The sequence below is a fragment of the Carboxylicivirga mesophila genome (assembly GCF_018271975.1).
In the GTDB taxonomy this organism is placed as follows: domain Bacteria; phylum Bacteroidota; class Bacteroidia; order Bacteroidales; family Marinilabiliaceae; genus Carboxylicivirga; species Carboxylicivirga mesophila.
Map to the genome: position 1 here is coordinate 1 of NZ_JAGUCN010000039.1, position 17841 is coordinate 17841.

The 17841-nt window shown below is 41.9% G+C and carries 12 protein-coding genes and 1 riboswitch; of the genes, 5 read left to right on the forward strand and 7 right to left on the reverse strand.

From position 1 onward, the window contains the following. Nucleotides 1–123 precede the first annotated feature (123 nt). Nucleotides 124–495 (reverse strand): cupin domain-containing protein, encoded by a 372-nt coding sequence (locus KEM09_RS20955; RefSeq protein ID WP_212231696.1) that lies wholly within the window; start codon nt 493–495, stop codon nt 124–126. A 203-nt stretch (nt 496–698) separates the two neighbouring features. Here KEM09_RS20955 and KEM09_RS20960 point away from each other — a divergent pair, with 203 nt between their 5' ends. From KEM09_RS20960 to KEM09_RS20975, 4 genes are all read left to right on the forward strand, one after another. After that, entirely contained in the window at nt 699–1649 is a 951-nt protein-coding gene (locus tag KEM09_RS20960; protein WP_212231704.1) for a mechanosensitive ion channel family protein, read from the forward strand. A 397-nt stretch (nt 1650–2046) separates the two neighbouring features. Next, nucleotides 2047–2391 (forward strand): helix-turn-helix domain-containing protein, encoded by a 345-nt coding sequence (locus KEM09_RS20965; RefSeq protein ID WP_212231706.1) that lies wholly within the window; start codon nt 2047–2049, stop codon nt 2389–2391. 26 nt (nt 2392–2417) lie between these two features. Further along, a complete protein-coding gene (locus KEM09_RS20970) occupies nt 2418–2960 on the forward strand; it encodes a DUF192 domain-containing protein (protein ID WP_212231708.1) in 543 nt (180 codons plus the stop codon). Nucleotides 2961–2966: 6 nt separating this feature from the next. Then, on the forward strand, nt 2967–3722 hold the full coding sequence (locus tag KEM09_RS20975) for a class I SAM-dependent methyltransferase (RefSeq protein WP_212231716.1): 756 nt from the start codon (nt 2967–2969) through the stop codon (nt 3720–3722). A gap of 6 nt (nt 3723–3728) precedes the next feature. On the opposite strand, the gene KEM09_RS20980 is transcribed toward KEM09_RS20975, so the two are convergent. The 6 genes from KEM09_RS20980 to recQ form a co-directional block, all read right to left on the reverse strand. Continuing rightward, the gene (locus tag KEM09_RS20980) at nt 3729–4430 is read right to left on the reverse strand and encodes an energy transducer TonB (protein WP_212231725.1); all 702 of its coding nucleotides are present in this window, start codon (nt 4428–4430) and stop codon (nt 3729–3731) included. 272 nt (nt 4431–4702) lie between these two features. Continuing rightward, nucleotides 4703–5752, reverse strand: a complete 1050-nt coding sequence (locus KEM09_RS20985) for a TRM11 family SAM-dependent methyltransferase (RefSeq protein WP_212231727.1) — start codon at nt 5750–5752, stop codon at nt 4703–4705. A gap of 46 nt (nt 5753–5798) precedes the next feature. Next, nucleotides 5799–8192, reverse strand: coding sequence for a TonB-dependent receptor (locus KEM09_RS20990; protein ID WP_212231734.1), 2394 nt, complete (start codon nt 8190–8192; stop codon nt 5799–5801). 134 nt (nt 8193–8326) lie between these two features. Next, nucleotides 8327–8532: riboswitch (cobalamin riboswitch) on the reverse strand. Nucleotides 8533–8591: 59 nt separating this feature from the next. Further along, complete coding sequence (locus KEM09_RS20995; RefSeq protein ID WP_212231736.1) at nt 8592–10394, reverse strand: methyl-accepting chemotaxis protein; 1803 nt, start codon at nt 10392–10394, stop codon at nt 8592–8594. Nucleotides 10395–10560: 166 nt separating this feature from the next. After that, nucleotides 10561–14037 carry a PPi-type phosphoenolpyruvate carboxykinase family protein gene (locus KEM09_RS21000; RefSeq protein WP_212231738.1) on the reverse strand — a complete coding sequence of 1159 codons (3477 nt, stop codon included), beginning with the start codon at nt 14035–14037 and terminating at the stop codon, nt 10561–10563. 431 nt (nt 14038–14468) lie between these two features. After that, nucleotides 14469–16646 (reverse strand): DNA helicase RecQ, encoded by a 2178-nt coding sequence (gene recQ / locus KEM09_RS21005; protein ID WP_212231740.1) that lies wholly within the window; start codon nt 16644–16646, stop codon nt 14469–14471. Nucleotides 16647–17016: 370 nt separating this feature from the next. Between recQ and tatC the strand changes: the two genes are divergently transcribed. Next, on the forward strand, nt 17017–17838 hold the full coding sequence (gene tatC, locus KEM09_RS21010) for a twin-arginine translocase subunit TatC (protein WP_212192260.1): 822 nt from the start codon (nt 17017–17019) through the stop codon (nt 17836–17838). Nucleotides 17839–17841: the final 3 nt, after the last annotated feature.

Below are 17841 nucleotides of genomic sequence, written 5' to 3' on the forward strand. Positions count from 1 at the left end.
ACATTGCTTATGAAATAATATGAGCACTTTATTCGTTCATTATCAATCCTTTATATAAAATCATTCCGCTTAACAATAAAGCGTATAAAGGGTAGATCCGAAAGGGGGATCGACAACTGACATTCAGCTATTCACCATCTGTTTTACCACATGATCAATCACCTCGCTATGTTCTTTAATGGTGCTGAATATGACAATCTTCAAATCCTTTTCAACACGCGCCGTATGCCCGGCCGGTATATAAAATAGATCGCCGCTGGTAATGAGCTCCTCGGTACCATTATCATAGCTGATGCGGATAGCCCCATCTAGCACAGTACCATAATGCGTGCAATGGCATTGGTTGTTTTTCAATCCTTGCAAGAGCGGTCCAAAATTGGTTCCTGCTGGTATTTCATTATAGGTTGCGGTCAGCTCACCAAAGTTCTTTTGCGAACGTAATATCGTGCCATTATCATTCATTACCACTGGGATGTTTGCTTTATTGATTTTCATAGCTGCGTTTTTAAAGTGTTAGTAGAGTCATCTGCAATAAGTAAAAGTACTGGTACAGGCACTTTTTGTCAACATAATGGCTCGTGTTTGGTTAGTTAATAGAGATGTGTATAAGCACATGGTATTTGACATAAAGGGGACAATTTATTTTCTTGAAAGCCTGATAATACTAATATTAACCTGAGGACCTAATTGAATATCGCATGAAAAAGCACTTACGACTCATCTTCAGCATCTGTTTGCTACTGTTCTTAATAGCCATCGATCCATCGTTAAACTTATGGGATTTACCACTACAGAATTTCACTTGGTTTAATATTATAAGAAAAGGATTGCTGATTGCCGGCACCACCTGGCTGCTTATTGAAGTGGTGGGTAGGCTGAAGTTTTATCTGCTGAAGCGTTATGATATTACCCAGGAAGATAACCTGAAATCGCGCAAGCTGCATACGCAGATTAACCTGCTCGAAAAGGTTATCGTCTTCCTCATTCTCCTGATAGGATTGGGGTTGATTTTGATGTCTATCGATAGTATCCGGGAGATTGGGATAGGTATTTTTGCATCGGCCGGAGTGGTGGGTATCATCATCGGTTTGTCGGCACAAAAGATTGTAGGTGCCCTGCTGGCCGGAATTCAAATTGCCATCACTCAGCCTTTCAGGGTCGATGATGCGGTATTGGTGGAAAACGAATGGGGATGGATTGAGGAGATCAACCTCACTTACATTGTGGTGCGCATCTGGGATAAGCGCCGATTGGTATTGCCCTCCACCTATTTCCTTGAAAAACCATTTCAGAACTGGACGCGCACCACGGCCGATATCATTGGCAGCGTGTTTATCTATACCGATTACACCATTTCCTTTGATGCGCTGCGTAAAGAACTAACACGACTGCTGGAAAGCACCGACTTGTGGGATAAAAAGGTGAATGTGCTGCAGGTCACCGATGCCAAAGAATCAAACCTTGAAATCCGTATTCTGGTGAGTGCAAAAAACTCGCCCACGGCTTGGGACTTAAGAGTTTTTATCCGCGAAAAAATGATTGAATTTATCCAGACAAACTATCCGCAGAGCCTGCCTAAAACCAGGGTGATGCTGGAGGGTGATAAGGCTGCTCCATCATACAAAGGCATACCGTCTCCATTGGAATAATACCTTATGAAGAATTAATAATCGTTTATTTCAACACATAAACCGTATTATACATGTTCATACCCGCTTGATGCCGATTGAATACCTTCTGTTAGTGATAAACAATTAAAAAGGAAGTAGTTGAAATCGATTAATAAACGTACACATATTACAACAGGGTATTATAATGTGAGGTGTAAACGTTATAAGATGCCTAATAAGTGGTATAGACTCCTGAGGAAACGAATATTATTGCGATACAAACGTTATAATAATAATACCAAGGTGTTTTGAGTGGCTACAAAACGAATAGTTGCAAAAATGAAAGATTTAAATGTGCTTACAAGGAAAACTCTTATGACACTATTCTCCTGTAAATAGAAATGTTTATCTTAACCACAAACAAAAACCTGAACCGATGTTAGCATATAATTTCGATCGTATATTTAAAGCCAAGGGCATCGACCGTCCTTTCGCCTTTTTAAGGAAAGTTGGTTTTTCAGACAATTTTGCCACCAGGGTGAAGCATAATCGTGTCAAACGACTAGATCCGGTTTTAATTGAACGCTTATGTATTGCCTTCGGCTGTACTCCCAACGACCTGATGGAATGGCAGCCCGATAAGGATTCGGAAGTAAGTGATGCGCACCCTTTACAGCAGCTACGTCGCACTGAAAAACTGTTTGACCTTACTAAATCGCTCAGTGCTTTGCCGCTTAATAAGCTGAATGAAATCGAACAAATACTGAATAAAATGAGCTAAAGGCAAGCCCAAAGAGCTATTTAAGTATGAAAGCAGACAAGCAAAAAACAAAGAAGACCAATCGCTGGCTTTTGCTACTTATCCTCGGTATTGCATTGGCGGTAATTGCGCTCAACATCAGGTCGTGCATCGACAAACGGCAGGTGAGTCGGGATACCACGCAGGGCATTGAGTTCGAAAAGGAGGGCGAACTCACTTTCTTAACTGCCAATGGCAGCCAGCCCATTGTGCGCATTGATATTGAGCTGGCCGAAGATGACTATGAACGGGCCATGGGGCTGATGCACCGCTACACCATGGACGAGCAGCAGGGCATGCTGTTCATCATGAATCGTGAAGAGCCGCAATCCTTCTGGATGAAGAACACCCATATCTCACTGGATATTTTGTATGTGAATGAAGCATACGATATTGTTTCAATTCACAAATACACGCAGCCCTTCTCAACTAAAAGCCTGCCGTCTGTTCATCCCGCCAAATACGTAGTGGAGGTGATAGCCGGTTTTTGCGATAAGCATCGCATCACAGAGGGTGACCAAATACGTTTTGAACGACTAAGCACTAACTAATAAGCCATGACAGAACTTGAACTACTGGTAGACCTGCACAAGGATAATGAACGCCAAGGGCCCGGCAGTGAGGCCGAAACACTCAGAGCCCTCTCACTGATTGAGACAGCACATAACGATGGATTGAAGATAGCCGATATTGGTTGTGGCTCAGGCGCATCAACCATGGTGCTGGCGCAAAATACCACGGCCAACATCACGGCAGTGGATCTCTTTCCTGAGTTTCTGGATAAGTTAAGGGTACAAGCCCAACAGCTCGGCCTCACGCAGCGTATTCACACCGTGGCGCAGTCCATGGAAGAGCTGTCGTTTGAGGATGAAAGCTTCGATATCATCTGGTCAGAAGGAGCTATCTACAACAAGGGTTTCGAGAAGGGGATTCAACAATGGCGCCGCTTTCTAAAACACGGTGGTTACCTGGCTGTTTCTGAAATATCGTGGACCACACATTCACGCCCTAAAGAATTAGAGGACTTCTGGATGGCTGCCTATCCGGAGATTGACACCGTTTCGGGCAAGATAAAAACGCTGGAAGAAAATGGCTATCAGCCCATCGGGCACTTTATTCTACCTGTTGCGTGCTGGACCGATCACTACTACGCACCCGTTCAAAGCCGTTTTGATGATTTCCTGAGCAGACACAATCATTCTGAAACGGCCAAAGCCATTATCAAAGCCGAGGAGGAAGAAATAGCCCTTTACAATAGGTATAAAAAGTATTATAGTTACGGGTTTTATGTGGCTCGCAGGGTTGATTTTTAGTGTCCATCATAATACAAAGTTGATGGGAACAGTATAGGCTACATTAACCGGTTTTCCTTTATGTGAGCCTGGTTTCCAGTTGTCCAGTAGGTTTATGACTCTCAGCGCTTCGCTATCCAGTAACGGATGTACACCCCTTGCTACAGTTGTATCAGTCACTTTTCCTTCTTTTGTGACTACAAAAGAAATAAACACCATGCCTGATATTTTTTGAGCTTTAGCTTTTTCAGGATATTTTACCTCACTGGCAATGAAGGCCATAAGTTGCGCCTCGCCTCCCGGATATTCAGGATTATTGTCTACTATAAAATAGGTTGCTTCCCCATCTTCTGTATACTTAATACTTCTATAGGTGTCTTTTCCTTTAATATAAAAATCTTCCTTCTTTAGCTGGCCATTGCTGTAGTAGGTTTTATAAACACCATCAAGTTTTAAACCTTTAGTTGATTCTGGATGAATAAAATCATTTAATTGAGGGATGTACTTCTTTTTAACAAGGTAGGTGCATTCTCGTTTGATTGAACCATTGTGATAGTAGTCTTTTAGCAAATAGCTGGTGCTACTATTCTTTTCTATAATGCGTTTATAAGCGTAATTATCCGCTGAGGCTTGCTGGTTGTTTACATCAAAGTAAATAGGTTCGAATTGTTGGGCTTTACCAATGAGTGGCATTGTTATTAACAGGAATCCGAGTAAGGCGTATTTCATATTATTCGAAAAGGGTGAACGTCAAGATAAATTTTTAACTAACATAAAGTGTTAAAGATGAAGTTATCATCTTGCAGCAATATTTGCAAACATTTTACAGATTAAATCCACAACGGCAATGTGTGCAACACTCTTATGTTACAGGGCAATTGTTTTTAACTATAAATTAGATATAAACCACGAATTTCACTAATTAACACAAATTGTTACGCTGCTGCAGAACAAAAATTAGTGCGTATTTGAGTAATTTGTGGTATAAAATCTATTGGCTGTTAGCCTTTCTTCACCACAATTATATCACGCTTAATCGATTTATCCACCATGTGCTCAAAGCCATTGTAAGGAGCATCAGTCAGCACCTTTAAACCATGCTCTTCAAACACCTCTGTCAGGCGGTTCTTAGCCAGTACAAAGCTGTTCCAGGCCAGCACAATGGTGCCGCCTTTTTTAAGAACCGCTTTCCACGCAGGCAGACAGGCTCGGATAAGTTCCAATGGATTGCGCGTGCCGGTGGTACTCTTATTGGCACCCGTATTGCCGTGAGCAATGCCGTAAGGCAGGTCGCCTACAATGAGCTCAAAGCTGTTCTTTTTAAAGTATTTATCGGCATCCTGCGAATTGCCGTTGACAATACCCAGCTGTTTTTGTTCCTCCTTATTTTTAAAGGCCTCTTTGCTGTTGGCATAATGAAACTCATGCATGTAGATGGCCTCCGATTTCTTTTTACCATACACCATGCGCTTATCGGCTAAAAACTTATAGCGTTCGCTTTGCAGGTATTTTTTTAAGAAGATTTGGTGCTCGTGCACCGATTTAGACTCTATTTCTATACCAAAAGCATTGAAGCCATATACAGTTGCTTCATTAAGCGTGGTACCACGCCCCGAAACCGGATCGAGCAAACTGATCTTATCATCGTAATTAAAATCGCTGGCTAGTAAAGCTACGTTTACCATCATCTTGGTAAATAGCTCATTGGTTTTGCCGGCGTATTTCTGAATGGTACTGATCTTGCTATCAATGTACTCGTATTTGGCCATTGGTATGGGCGCCAATCCATCATCGGCATGCAGACCAAACTGGTTAAAGATGGCAAATACAAACGACAGGCGTGATAAAATGGCTATATCCTCGGAACTAAGCTCGTCATCCAGGGTGATGGTGATGTAGCGTACGCCGCACACATCTTCAAAGTCAATCTTCTGACACCTCACACTTAATCGTTTGGCAGCAATGCTCAATTCGGCAACAGCAAGTTGTGCCGCTACATTATAATACACCCGGTTGTGACCCGGATACTGCAGAATCAAATACTTCATCATGCTGCAAAGATACACAATAAAAAAGGCTCCTTTCAGAGCCTTTGGGTTAAATTATGCCGGCAATGCGAATACCGGCATATATGGTTCGTGGGAGCGATGGCCCGTAGATATAAGTTGGATCGCGCTCAACACCTGTTTCAAAATCATCCTGGAAACTATTAAATAGGTTCTTTACGCCGCCAAAAAATTCCACAGGCAGATAATAAATAGTCGCCTGATACGCAGCTTTCAGTCCAACATCAAAGAAGGCCTGTGTGCGTCGCAGTTCGCCTTCATAGTTTTCATCTGAAATTGACTGATCGTAATAGCTGATGGGCATGTGGCCCGTGTACTGCCCGGATGTGATTAAACTAAGTTGTGGAGTGCATGTCCAGCTGAGGGTGAAAAAGCCATAGTTATCGGGTGTCCGCAGGAAGTCCGTTGTACCAAGTTCCTGGGGTGTTTTATATTTGCTGCGTTGGATGGTAAACCCGGCATCCAGGTTGACTTTATTAAGATACGATAGTTTTCCTTCCAGGTTGACGCCTTGCACAAAAGCACCATCTTCTGCATTTGTTCTCAGGTAGGTAACAGTGCCGTCCACCACCTCACTGGGGATGGGCACAAAGGCATTATCCAGGTAGGTATAAAAACCTTCGGCCAGCAGTGATATATTAAAAGCACCTGATTTTTGGTTGAAGTCCAGCGAGGCCATATAGCTGTGGCTTGTTTCTTCCTGCAGGTCATCGGCATTTTTATGAATCACCTGACGGGTGGCTGAAGCACTGATGTGTAAGTCTTCATCAAAAATCTGAGGAGCCCGGTATCCTTGCGAATAGGACGTGCGTGCCTGTAAGTTGGGTAGTATGTCCCAAAGCAGATTAACGCGGGGGCTTATCACCTTGCCCGAACAATCGCCTGTACCATGCACATTATCGGTGATGTTGTAATAATCATAGCGCAGGCCGGCAGATAGTTTAACCGCCGAAATCTGACGCTCATATTGCGCAAAAACACCATATATCAGTTTATCCTGATTGGCCACTGTGGTGTTGGGTGCATGCTCAAAGCCTATGAATGTATTGGTATCATCGTATATGGGTTGCTCATAGTCCGGATAGCCTAACTTCTGATCTTTCAGTTCATCACCCAGTACCTCGACGCCGGCAAGTAAGGTGTTTTTGCCAAAATCAGATGCTATTTGTGAGCCAATCGAATAGGTAAAGCCATCTGTTTGACCATAGTCTGACAGTGATTGATCAGCCCCGTAATACGATGATCTGGCAACATCCTGCGCCGATGCAAAAACACTTAGATGACTGTTTTGCCCAAGGAAATAGTCGTAATTAATGGCGCCGCTGTTTATTTTATGTTGTACCCCTTCAGTCAGATCAGCTTCATGAAACAAGCTGTTAAAAGCATTCCCACCGCGTCTTTCTTCATTAATGCGGAAGAAATCAATTACTACTTTACTACGGTAGCTGGGGCGATGAAACAGGCGTGTGCCCACCGATAGGTTTTTTAGTTGCATCAGCTCCGAAAAATCATCTCCATTGGCATCAAAGGGCTCCCGTTCGCGTAAGCTGCCAAACAAAGCCATGCCTGTTTTTTTATTGTCGGATACAACAGACACATCAAACTTGGCCGCTGTTTCGGGTGAAGCATCAGCGCCATTCAATCCAATACCAATGGCCGCTGTTTGCAGTTCAGCCGCATAGCTATTCTTGATGGGTTCACGAGTGATGATGTTGATACTTCCGGCAATGGCATTGCTACCATATAAAGCTGATCCACCACCGCGCGTCACCTCTACCCGGTCAATCATAGCTGTTGGAATAAGTTCAAGGCCATATACACTTACCAATCCACTGAAAATGGGGCGGCTGTTAATCAGTATCTGGGAATAGTGCCCTTCAAGGCCATTCATACGCACTTGCACCATGCCGCAATTCTGGCAGTTTGTTTCGGTACGTAGTCCGGGTACATAACTCAGTGCGTCGCTCACCACAATTGGCTGTACCTTACTAATGGACTCGGCACTTAAACGATTGACGATGTTAGAAGCTGTTTTGCGCGACTGCTCATTACGACTGGCGGTTACCACCACTTGCTCAAGGCCAAACACATCCTCTTCGAGCACAAACTCTAAGGTTTCTGTTTTTCCGGCTTTCAAGATTATGGTCTGTTCTGCTGGTTTGTAACCCATCGATTGAGCTTTGATGGTAAACTGGCCAATCGGTAATTCATTGAGTTCAAATTCCCCAGATGCATTGGCTACAGCGCCCATGCTGGTGTTGTTAATAACAATGACTGCATAAGGGATAGGTTGGGATTCGTGTTTAACAACACCTTTGATACCAGCCTGTTTAGCAGGATTGGCCAGGCAGGTAATGTTAATGCATAGGATGATTAGCAGGGTGTTGAGTGCTCTGCTCAACGCCACTTGTTCAGTTTGTTTCATTTTACAAATAGTATCGACAATAAATACCAGTCGTTTATTGCCTGGTTAATAATATTTGTAGCATGAAGGAATTGGTATACAGGTAGGACGTACCATGGATTGTCGTTACGTGTATGGCTTTAACTCCCGAAAGCTACATGATTCAACTTCTGGCAGGTCTTCTGACTTTCCCAACTTTTATCTCCTTCCCATTGAAATACATTCAACAGTGGATGTAGCATAAAAGCATGTGTCACAAAGTGACTTGGGATTACAGCAGCGGGTACTGTTCAGGATTTACACCTGATTCCCTTTCTAACAGCTATGATGTAACTGTTATACCAAAATCGACGCGAAGATATAAATGTTTAATTATATAAAAGTAGTGATGAACAAAAATATTGCAGATGCGGAACACTACTAGTTTAATAGGGGATGATTGTCAGCTATATTAAACCTATTTATAACCTCTTTTAATTTTATCGATTGTTCATTGATTTGATTAACCGTATTCGTCATTTGCTCTGAGGCCAATGCATTCTCCTGGGTAATATGGTTAATGTGCTGCAAGGTATTGGTAATTTGCTGCACACCATTGGATTGCTCGTTGCTGGCTAAGGCAATTTCTTCAATCCATCCGGCATTTTGTTTCACGTTGGGTATTAATTTAAACAAGCTTTCGGTGGTGAGAGTAGAGATTTCCAGACTGTCGTGTGCCATCGCAACAATTTCACTGGCCGCCTCACGTGTGCGTTCAGCCAGTTTTTTTACTTCCTGCGCTACCACAGCAAAACCTTTGCCCTGTTCACCGGCCCTTGATGCCTCTACAGCCGCGTTTAATGCCAGTATATTGGTTTGGTTGGCTATCTCGGTAATTATTTTCACACGGGCGCTGATGCTCTTAACCGTTTCGTAGGATTGACCGGCCTTCCCTTTTACTTTTTCCAGTTCCGTACTCGTCTCGTTGGACGCTTTAAAGGTATTCTCTGAATTAAGTGAGTTTTGTTGGGCATTGGCGTTTATTTCTTCCATTGAGGTGGCAATCTCTTCAAAGGATGAGGCTTGCAATTGTGCACCGCTGGCCATAGTTCTGGAAGTGCTGTTTAATGCCGAACTGGTTTCATTGAGCTGCAATACCACTTCCGAAATATTTTTCAGTAATTGCTCCAGTGTTTCAACCATCACCACAAATGTACCCAATACGCCCGTGGCGTTATCTTTTATTTCCTGATTGATTGCTAAATCGCCCCTGGCCACCTGACTGGCAATACGAGCCACCACATAAGGCTCAGCACCCAGCATTTTACGCACACTGCGCAGTATAATAATGCTGAATACCAGTACCAATGCTGCTCCAATGGTGATGAAGGCGATGACCCACCAGCGGTTATTGATTGTATTTCTGTTGAGCGCTGCCAACAGCAAGGTTTTAGATTGGTCAATGATGGGCTCCACTTGATGTACTTCCTCCCTAAGTTGTCCCAAAAGACCGCTTTTCTCATCTATCCCCAGCTCTATCTGTTTATTGACCACACTTAAAAAAGTCGCTTGATAGTTATTCAAGAGAGTGGTTAGTTGCTGCCTGGTGGCAGCACCATAGTTCGAATGCTCAATGGTTTCGATGAACTGACTGATATTAGCTTCGAACTTCTGTTTGTATTTTAAGTCGTTACGCAGCAGGAAGTCTTTTTCATGACGGCGCCCCATGAGCATGAACACCATCAACTCCTTATCATCATACATATCCAGAGAGCTTTCGACCTCATGAATGGCCTGCCGCATTTTACCTACTAACCCATAGTCTTTAAAACCTTTGGTAAGCGTTGTGTTAATGATTTGATTGAAGATATCGTTGTAATTACTTAAGTGAAATGCAATGGAATCCACTTTTTTCTGCATGTGATTGGACACAATGAAGGCATTTGATGACAATTCATTACAGAGTTGTAGTGCTTGCTGCATATTCATTTCAAATGAACTGGCATATTTATTTTCTTGAGTGATGTAAAACTTTGGATCGCTAACAGCACGGGCCAGGAAATCCTTTTCATTACGACGCATTTGCAGCATGAATGATTCCAGTTCGTAGATATGGTTTTCAATGAGGTTGTTGCGTTGAATACTTCGCAGTGAATAGTGGGTGTATAGACCTATAACACTGAAAGTAATAATGAGTAAGGTGGTTAGCAGCGCAAATCGAAAGCGCATGGTTCCTCGTTGCATGATGTTTGGTTTTAGTTTTCCCTTGTGTGTGTAAAATTACCTCGCCAAAACCCCGCTCATGTAAAGTAAAAGTTAAGATATTGATATGTTATTTATGCAAAAAAAAGAGGCTACCCATTGGGCAGCCTCAGTTTGTTTGTGTATTGTAATGAATAACCTTACATGTTTAGCCTCTGTATATCACATCTGCACCAATAGTACCTTCCAGCTCTTTCAGGTAATCGGCTGAGGATGCTTTTGCTAACAACTCTTTAGCTTTTGCTATACGGCTGTCGATGTCTAAGTCAACTTTTATTTCTGCATTTTCTGGTTTAGCAGCAAACTTCTCCAGATAAGCGATTTGCTCAGTATGGAACTTCACATCCTTTTCTTGCTTCAGTTTTAAACGCTCTTTGTACCAATCGCTGTTGATAACATAGTCGCGGTCGAAGTATTTACGTAATTCAGGATCGCTTATTTCCTTGCCTTCATACTGACCGTAGGCCATAATGTGCAACAAGATTTTCAATGGAGGAACTGCCCCTTCAACACTACCTTCTTCGAAGTAGCGAAGAGCCACTTTTTGCTGAGCTTCCACAATGTTGTTGATACCGTCAACATAGTCATCCATACCCTGTAATTCAGGTTTCAGCATTTGCTCGTTAAACACGGCTAATGGCTCATCAAACAGACGGTTCATACAGCGGAAGGCAAAGTTTTCGGTAATACGATATCCTAAGCGGCTGGCCAGTACTTTTTGTCCGTTATGCTCGAAGTCTTCCAGTTTTTCAAGAGAACCGTTCTCAATCAATAACTTCGGATCACGATCTTCAGGAACCAAACGAGCCCAGATTTCAGGAATCAGGATAGAGATATCGTGGTCGAAACGGTTTTGTCCCACATATCCGGCAGCTGAACTGAAGCCTTGGTATTCAGTTAAGATGTACGACAGTAAAGCATTGTTCAAGTCGGTAGTTGGCACCAACATGTTGAAAGGGCCTTTAGTCAGTGCACCTTCAGTACCTGCACCTGTTGTTGATGGCGATTTACCTGTTAAGCTACAGATAAAGTCCATAAATAATTCAGGTAACTCCTGGTAGTGAATTGGGTTGTATACCGCCAATGGACGAATGCCATTCGCCTTATCTGCAGGGTTATTACGGCGTCCTGGTAATACGGCATTCACAACATCAATCACAGGTTCCTCTGACTTGATTTTGCGGTGTAAACGCACACCTATTTCGCCAAGGTAGTTATCAATGATATCGTCTTTAAAGATGTTGCGTTCCAGGTAACGTGGGTTATTAGTAGGTTCTCCGTCAACGATACGAGTGTGAGAAGGCACTACGAAATAACCGTCTTTGTCGCTGTTGATTACTTTCATCAACAGGTCTTTAACCGGCTGCGTATATTTGTCAAAATTAATAGCATCTTCATACAAGGCAATTGCATCCTTTTTAGTTAAAGGCTCGTAATTGGTTAGGAATGTACCATCAGTTACGATATCACGCTCAGCACCTTTGTCGTATCCACGAATAATGGCCTCATCAGGACGCTGGAACAAGTGGCTTTCGCAGTTGGTAACAACTTTGTAGCTCTTGTTTTTATATTCAGCATTTAAGTTGCTTAGCTGGCTGGCTGGCAACACAATAGATGCTGAGATATCATCTTCCATCTGAATCTTTTGGCTAGGCACAAAGTCAGAGCGCAGTTTATGCAGCAGCCAGTTGCCATCTTCATTAAATCCAATACGAACATAACTTGCTGTTACCTTATTGTTTTTGTATTGAAGAGTAGTTCCTTCGCGTCCATTGATAAATTCAACAGACATGTAGTCTTTCCAGTTTCCTTTTTCACTTTCGTTGCGATACAGGCGCTTGATAAATAATACCAAAGAGCGGATGTGTGAAGGAATACTGTTTAAGAATGCATTGTATTCATCGCTGTATGAGTCAGATGGTGTCAGAAGCTTAACGGCTGAACCAAGTGTACGTTTTGGGCTCAGGAACGGACGTGATGGATCAGCATCCGGACGTACCTGCTTCCAGCGGTTAGAGAAATCGTAATTGATAATTTCATCTGCTGCAGTAAAATCTTTCTCCAAGTCAACGATGTTAAACGTACCATATTGGATAGCATTCTGCATTGATTTAGAAATCTCTGATTTACCACCACCTGATACAGTACAGGGCTTGTGACAGAATACACCTTCAGGCTGTGTATTAACGATGCGCCACATTGGCTGTGTCGGGTGTTTAGCTAACTGAAACTTATGCCCTGAAGGGTGAATGTATATCTTCTCAGGAGATAAATGTAATGATTGCTCTTTGCCATCCTTGGTCCAGCGTACTTTGCTGTTGTCGATATCAATATCCGCATGCTCCTGGATATATACCATTTCTGGGAACTTCTTATCCACAGCATACCCCTCAGGATATACCGTTACACGGTCACCAAGTAAAGCCATGGCTTCATCAAAAGCATATGAGTTCTTCAGCTTAGCCGAGAAAATTTCGCCAAATACGCTGTCGCTCATAATACCACGTGGGTATGCAATTGCCCCACCAGCGTGCTCTTCTTCCACCAAGCCAATCATGTTGGCTGAGTAGCTGATTTGCGTTTTAATTTCTTTTTTAGAGTATCCGTAATAGTTATCAGCAATTAAAGTAACAACTACGCCTCTGTCGTCACGACAGGTGATTTTGAACGCACCACCGTCGTTGTATAGTTCGTTTTCATCTTTCCAGCACATGCCATCGTTGCGCTGACGTTCAGTTGCATCGTCGTAATGAGGAAGACCAATGTCTTTCTTCTTTAGCTTTGTTAATTGTGGCGCAAGGATAATACAGCCTGTTGTACCGGTCCAATGATCAATATCAAGAGCTGCATCATTTTCTGCCAGGTTGTGGTCGCCTGCATTGCCAAAAATGTTTTCAACAAAGTCAAGGTTACTCACTAATGTACCTGGGGCAAAGAAGCGTACTTCCATGCTTTTTTCTGCAATTACTCCTGGTACTTCAGGACAAACCACAGGGCGAAGAAGTAATGAAACCATTGTTTTAGCCTTCTCCTTCTGTGTCGAAGTGAAAGGCAGTATGTTCATATCATCCGATGGATTCACGGCTGCTTTCAGCATGTGTGCAAAAGCAATTTTTGGTACTTCTTTTTTATCTAAAGGAACCGGCAAACCACCTTCAACAATGTGGAAAGTTCCTTTGGTAGTACGTTTATCTTTATCAGGATTATTTAATATACCCTGCTTAAGGCGGTAAGAACTTACCAGGTCACTCTTAAATTCATTAGCATCAGGAGGCAAGCTCACCTCACGTGCTAAACCTTTTTGGTTGAGAACGAATGTTTTATTTGGTAAGCGATACTCTGAGTTGTCAAAGTCAACATCGCTTAAATAGCTGTTCAAAAAGTTCTGAATACGCGTATCAGCTGGCGACAGATGATCTGATAACAAACGTGATTTCTCTTTGAAACTATTAATAAGCCCTTCGGTTAAAGAAAGAAACTTAGAATTAGAGTATTTGGTGTCGGCGTCACATGCATCATAGTATAAAGGCTGACCTATTGAAGCCAGTTGCAGGTTGATGTACTGAATCATGTCCTTGCGATCCTTTTTACTAGGTTTCTGCTTTTTTAGCATATCATCTTTCATTTTGGTACGCGTTTTAAGTTATGAATGTGCAGCAAATTTAAAAAAATACATTACGATTTAATAACAAATTAGCAGTTTTAGAATGTTAATTATTCTAAATTATTTCAATAAATAATAAACATGCAACATAATATATTGATTGAATTTTTATGCTAATTTTGGAATTAGACAACTGTGGTAAGTGAAATGGTACTTGGTTGTCGGGTGCTAAAGTACGCGTAAACAAATTATTAGTGTTTGGGTTGATGTGTGGGTAAAAGTGAGTCGAGATTGACTGGTAGGTGGCCGTTCGAAGAGGTGGTGTTGAAATGTATCGCTAAAATGGCCTTTATGGCTTACGATTTAAAAATATAAGAAGCAAATAGTGATAATTTGAAAATCGGATAGTAATTATAGGGGAGGAACCTCGTTAAATAGAGGTTCCTTTAATGTTAATTGCCAACTTCTGAAATAAACTTAATACGTACGATTCGAACGTCTTCTTCGGAATATTGATCCTCGCCGAGTTCTTCTAAAGCGGCTTGTATATCATCTGTTTCGGCATCTTCCTTGAAATAGTAGAATATATCATCTCTGTGATCCTCATCCATCACCTGATCGATGTAATAGTCAATGTTGACACGTGTGCCGGAATATACGATTGATTCCAATTCTTTAATCAGTTCTTCCATTTCCATGCCTTTGGAGGCAGCAATGTCGTCTAGAGGCATTTGTCTGTCAATGCCTTGTATAATGGCAATTTTGTTTTTCGATTTGTTAGCAACGGATTTCACGACCAAGTCCATTGGGCGCTCCAGTTCGTTTTCTTCAACATGCTTGGCAATCAGTTTCACAAATTCTTTCCCAAAGCGAGATGCCTTGCCAGTTCCAACGCCCGGAATATTTTGTAATTCCTCAATGGTAATGGGGTAATAGGTTGACATGGCTTCCAGAGAAGGATCCTGGAAAATAACAAATGGCGGCAAGCTGAGTTTCTTCGAGAGGTCTTTTCGAAGATCTTTCAGCATATTAAACAGATTCGTATCAACAGCTGCTGTGCCGCCTGTGTTGGTTTCTTCTTCCACAACGTCAAAGTCGTGATCCTTGGTCATCATCACCGAATGAGGGTGCTTCAGGAATTCATGGCCCGCTTTACTGATGCGTAGCAAGCCATATGATTCAATATCTTTTATAATCAGTCCTTTGACCAATGATTGTCGTATGACAGCATTCCAGTGCTTATCATCATATTCATCACCAGATCCAAAAACATCCAGTTCGTGGTGTTTGTATGATTTAATGGCGGTGTTGGCATTGCCGGTTAATACGTTAATAATATGATCTGATTTGAAGCGTTCTTTGAGGAGTTGAACCATATTTAGCAGTTTAACAATGCTTTCTTTGGCTTCAAATTCTTCTTTTGGATTGACACAGTTATCACAGGTTTCGCAATCTTTCACTTCATATTTCTCACCAAAATAGTGCAGGAGTGTTTTCCTGCGGCAGATGGATGATTCGGCATAGGCAACTGTTTCTAATAGTAGCTGTTTGCCAATCTCTTGTTCGGCCAATGGTTTGCCTTGCATAAATTTCTCCAGCTTCTGTATGTCTTTGTAGCTGTAAAAAGCAATGCATCGACCTTCGCCACCATCGCGTCCGGCACGACCTGTTTCTTGATAGTAGCCTTCCAGACTTTTGGGTATATCGTAGTGAATCACCAACCGCACATCAGGTTTATCAATGCCCATTCCAAATGCAATAGTGGCTACAATCACATCTGTTTCTTCCATCAGAAACTGATCCTGATTTTTTGCACGGGTAGAAGCATCCATACCTGCATGGTAAGGCAGGGCTTTAATGCCATTTACCACCAGTGTCTCAGCAAGTTCTTCCACCTTCTTGCGGCTGAGGCAATAAATGATGGATGATTTGCCCGTATAGTTTTTAAGTATCTTAATTATTTCCTTGGAAGTATGCATTTTGGGGCGTACCTCGTAATAAAGGTTTGGCCTGTTAAATGATGATTTGAATACCATGGCATTGAGCATGCCAAGATTTTTCTGAATGTCGTGCTGCACTTTTGGTGTGGCAGTTGCAGTCAGAGCAATCACAGGTGAATCACCTATTTCACTGATTATTGGCCGTATGCGTCGGTACTCAGGCCTGAAATCGTGGCCCCACTCTGATATACAGTGAGCTTCGTCTACGGCGTAGAAAGAGATTTTAACCTGTTTCAGAAATTCAATATTTTCTTCTTTAGTAAGTGACTCGGGTGCAACGTAAAGCAGCTTGGTCTTGCCGTCCAGAATATCTTCCTTTACCTTATTGATTGCTGTTTTGGTCAGTGACGAGTTTAGAAAGTGTGCAATACCATCATCCTCACTGAAATTGCGCATTGCATCCACCTGGTTTTTCATCAACGCAATAAGTGGTGAAATTACGATAGCAGTACCTTCCAGCATAAGAGCCGGGAGTTGATAGCATAGCGATTTACCACCTCCTGTTGGCATTAAAACGAACGTGTCATTCCCTTTTAAAACATTGTTGATGACCTCCTCTTGATTCCCCTTGAAGGTATCAAACCCAAAATGCTTTTTTAATGAAGCATTTAGATCTACCTGCTTTGCCATAACAAATTCCCTATTTCATTACTGCCTAGTTTTTATATTTAAGCAGTAGTTGTTATCCTCGATTATAAGCTTGCAACAAAAATAAGATAACCTTTTGATATTCCTCATTACAGAAGTAGTATATACTTTGTTCCCTTTTAAGGCCGGATGATGCGTTGTGAGCTTATCCGTAATTTTGGTTGCAATGTTGAATGAAGTTAGATAATATCTTTGGTATAACCAAAAAGTTTGTGTTTAAGAATAGGTATGTTATCTTCGCATGAAGCGGGTTAAGGCAGGGTTGGGAGTGTTGCTTTAAAGATTTTTAACACTTTACTTGGGATTGAACATCTACTTTTGCCCACGGTAAGTATTTTTAATAATTAGTTGCATGTCGGAAGAAACCAATAGAGAGATGTCATTTTTGGAGCACCTGGAGGTGTTGCGGTGGCATATTGTCAGGGCCTTTGCCAGTGTTTTGATTTTTGCCATTCTGGCTTTTGTGTTTAAAGGCTTTGTTTTTGACACGGTTATTCTCGCACCGGCTAATCCTGAGTTTTTTACTAATGCCCTGCTTTGTCGTCTGGCTTCATTGCTTGACATGCCTTTGTTGTGTATCAATCAAATTCCGCTAAGTTTTCAGAATATAAATATGTCTGGGCAGTTTACGACGCATATCTGGGTGTCGTTTGTAGCAGGTATAGTTGTGGCATTTCCGTATATTTTCTGGGAATTCTGGCGATTTGTTAAGCCTGCGTTGTATCAGAATGAGATTAGTAACTCGCGCGGAGCTATCTTTTTTGCATCTACCTTATTTACCATCGGTATTTTATTTGCTTACTATATAATATGTCCTTTATCGGTTCATTTTTTAGGAACTTATCAGGTAAGTGATAAGGTTGAGAATATTGTCAATCTGGGTTCTTATATAAGTACCATTACTTCAATTGTACTGGCAGGCGGCATTATCTTTGAGTTGCCTATTTTTATTTATTTCCTGGCAAAAGTCGGTTTGGTTACTTCCGGTTTTTTAATAAAGTACCGAAAGCACTCAATTGTTGTGGCCCTGTTATTGGCTGCTGTTATTACACCACCTGATGTTATTAGTCAGTTGCTGGTGTGTTTCCCACTAATTATATTGTATGAGTCGGGAATTATTATTGCAAAAAGACTGGAGAAGAAAAGGCGGGTCGATACACTTGTAAATGCTTAAGCT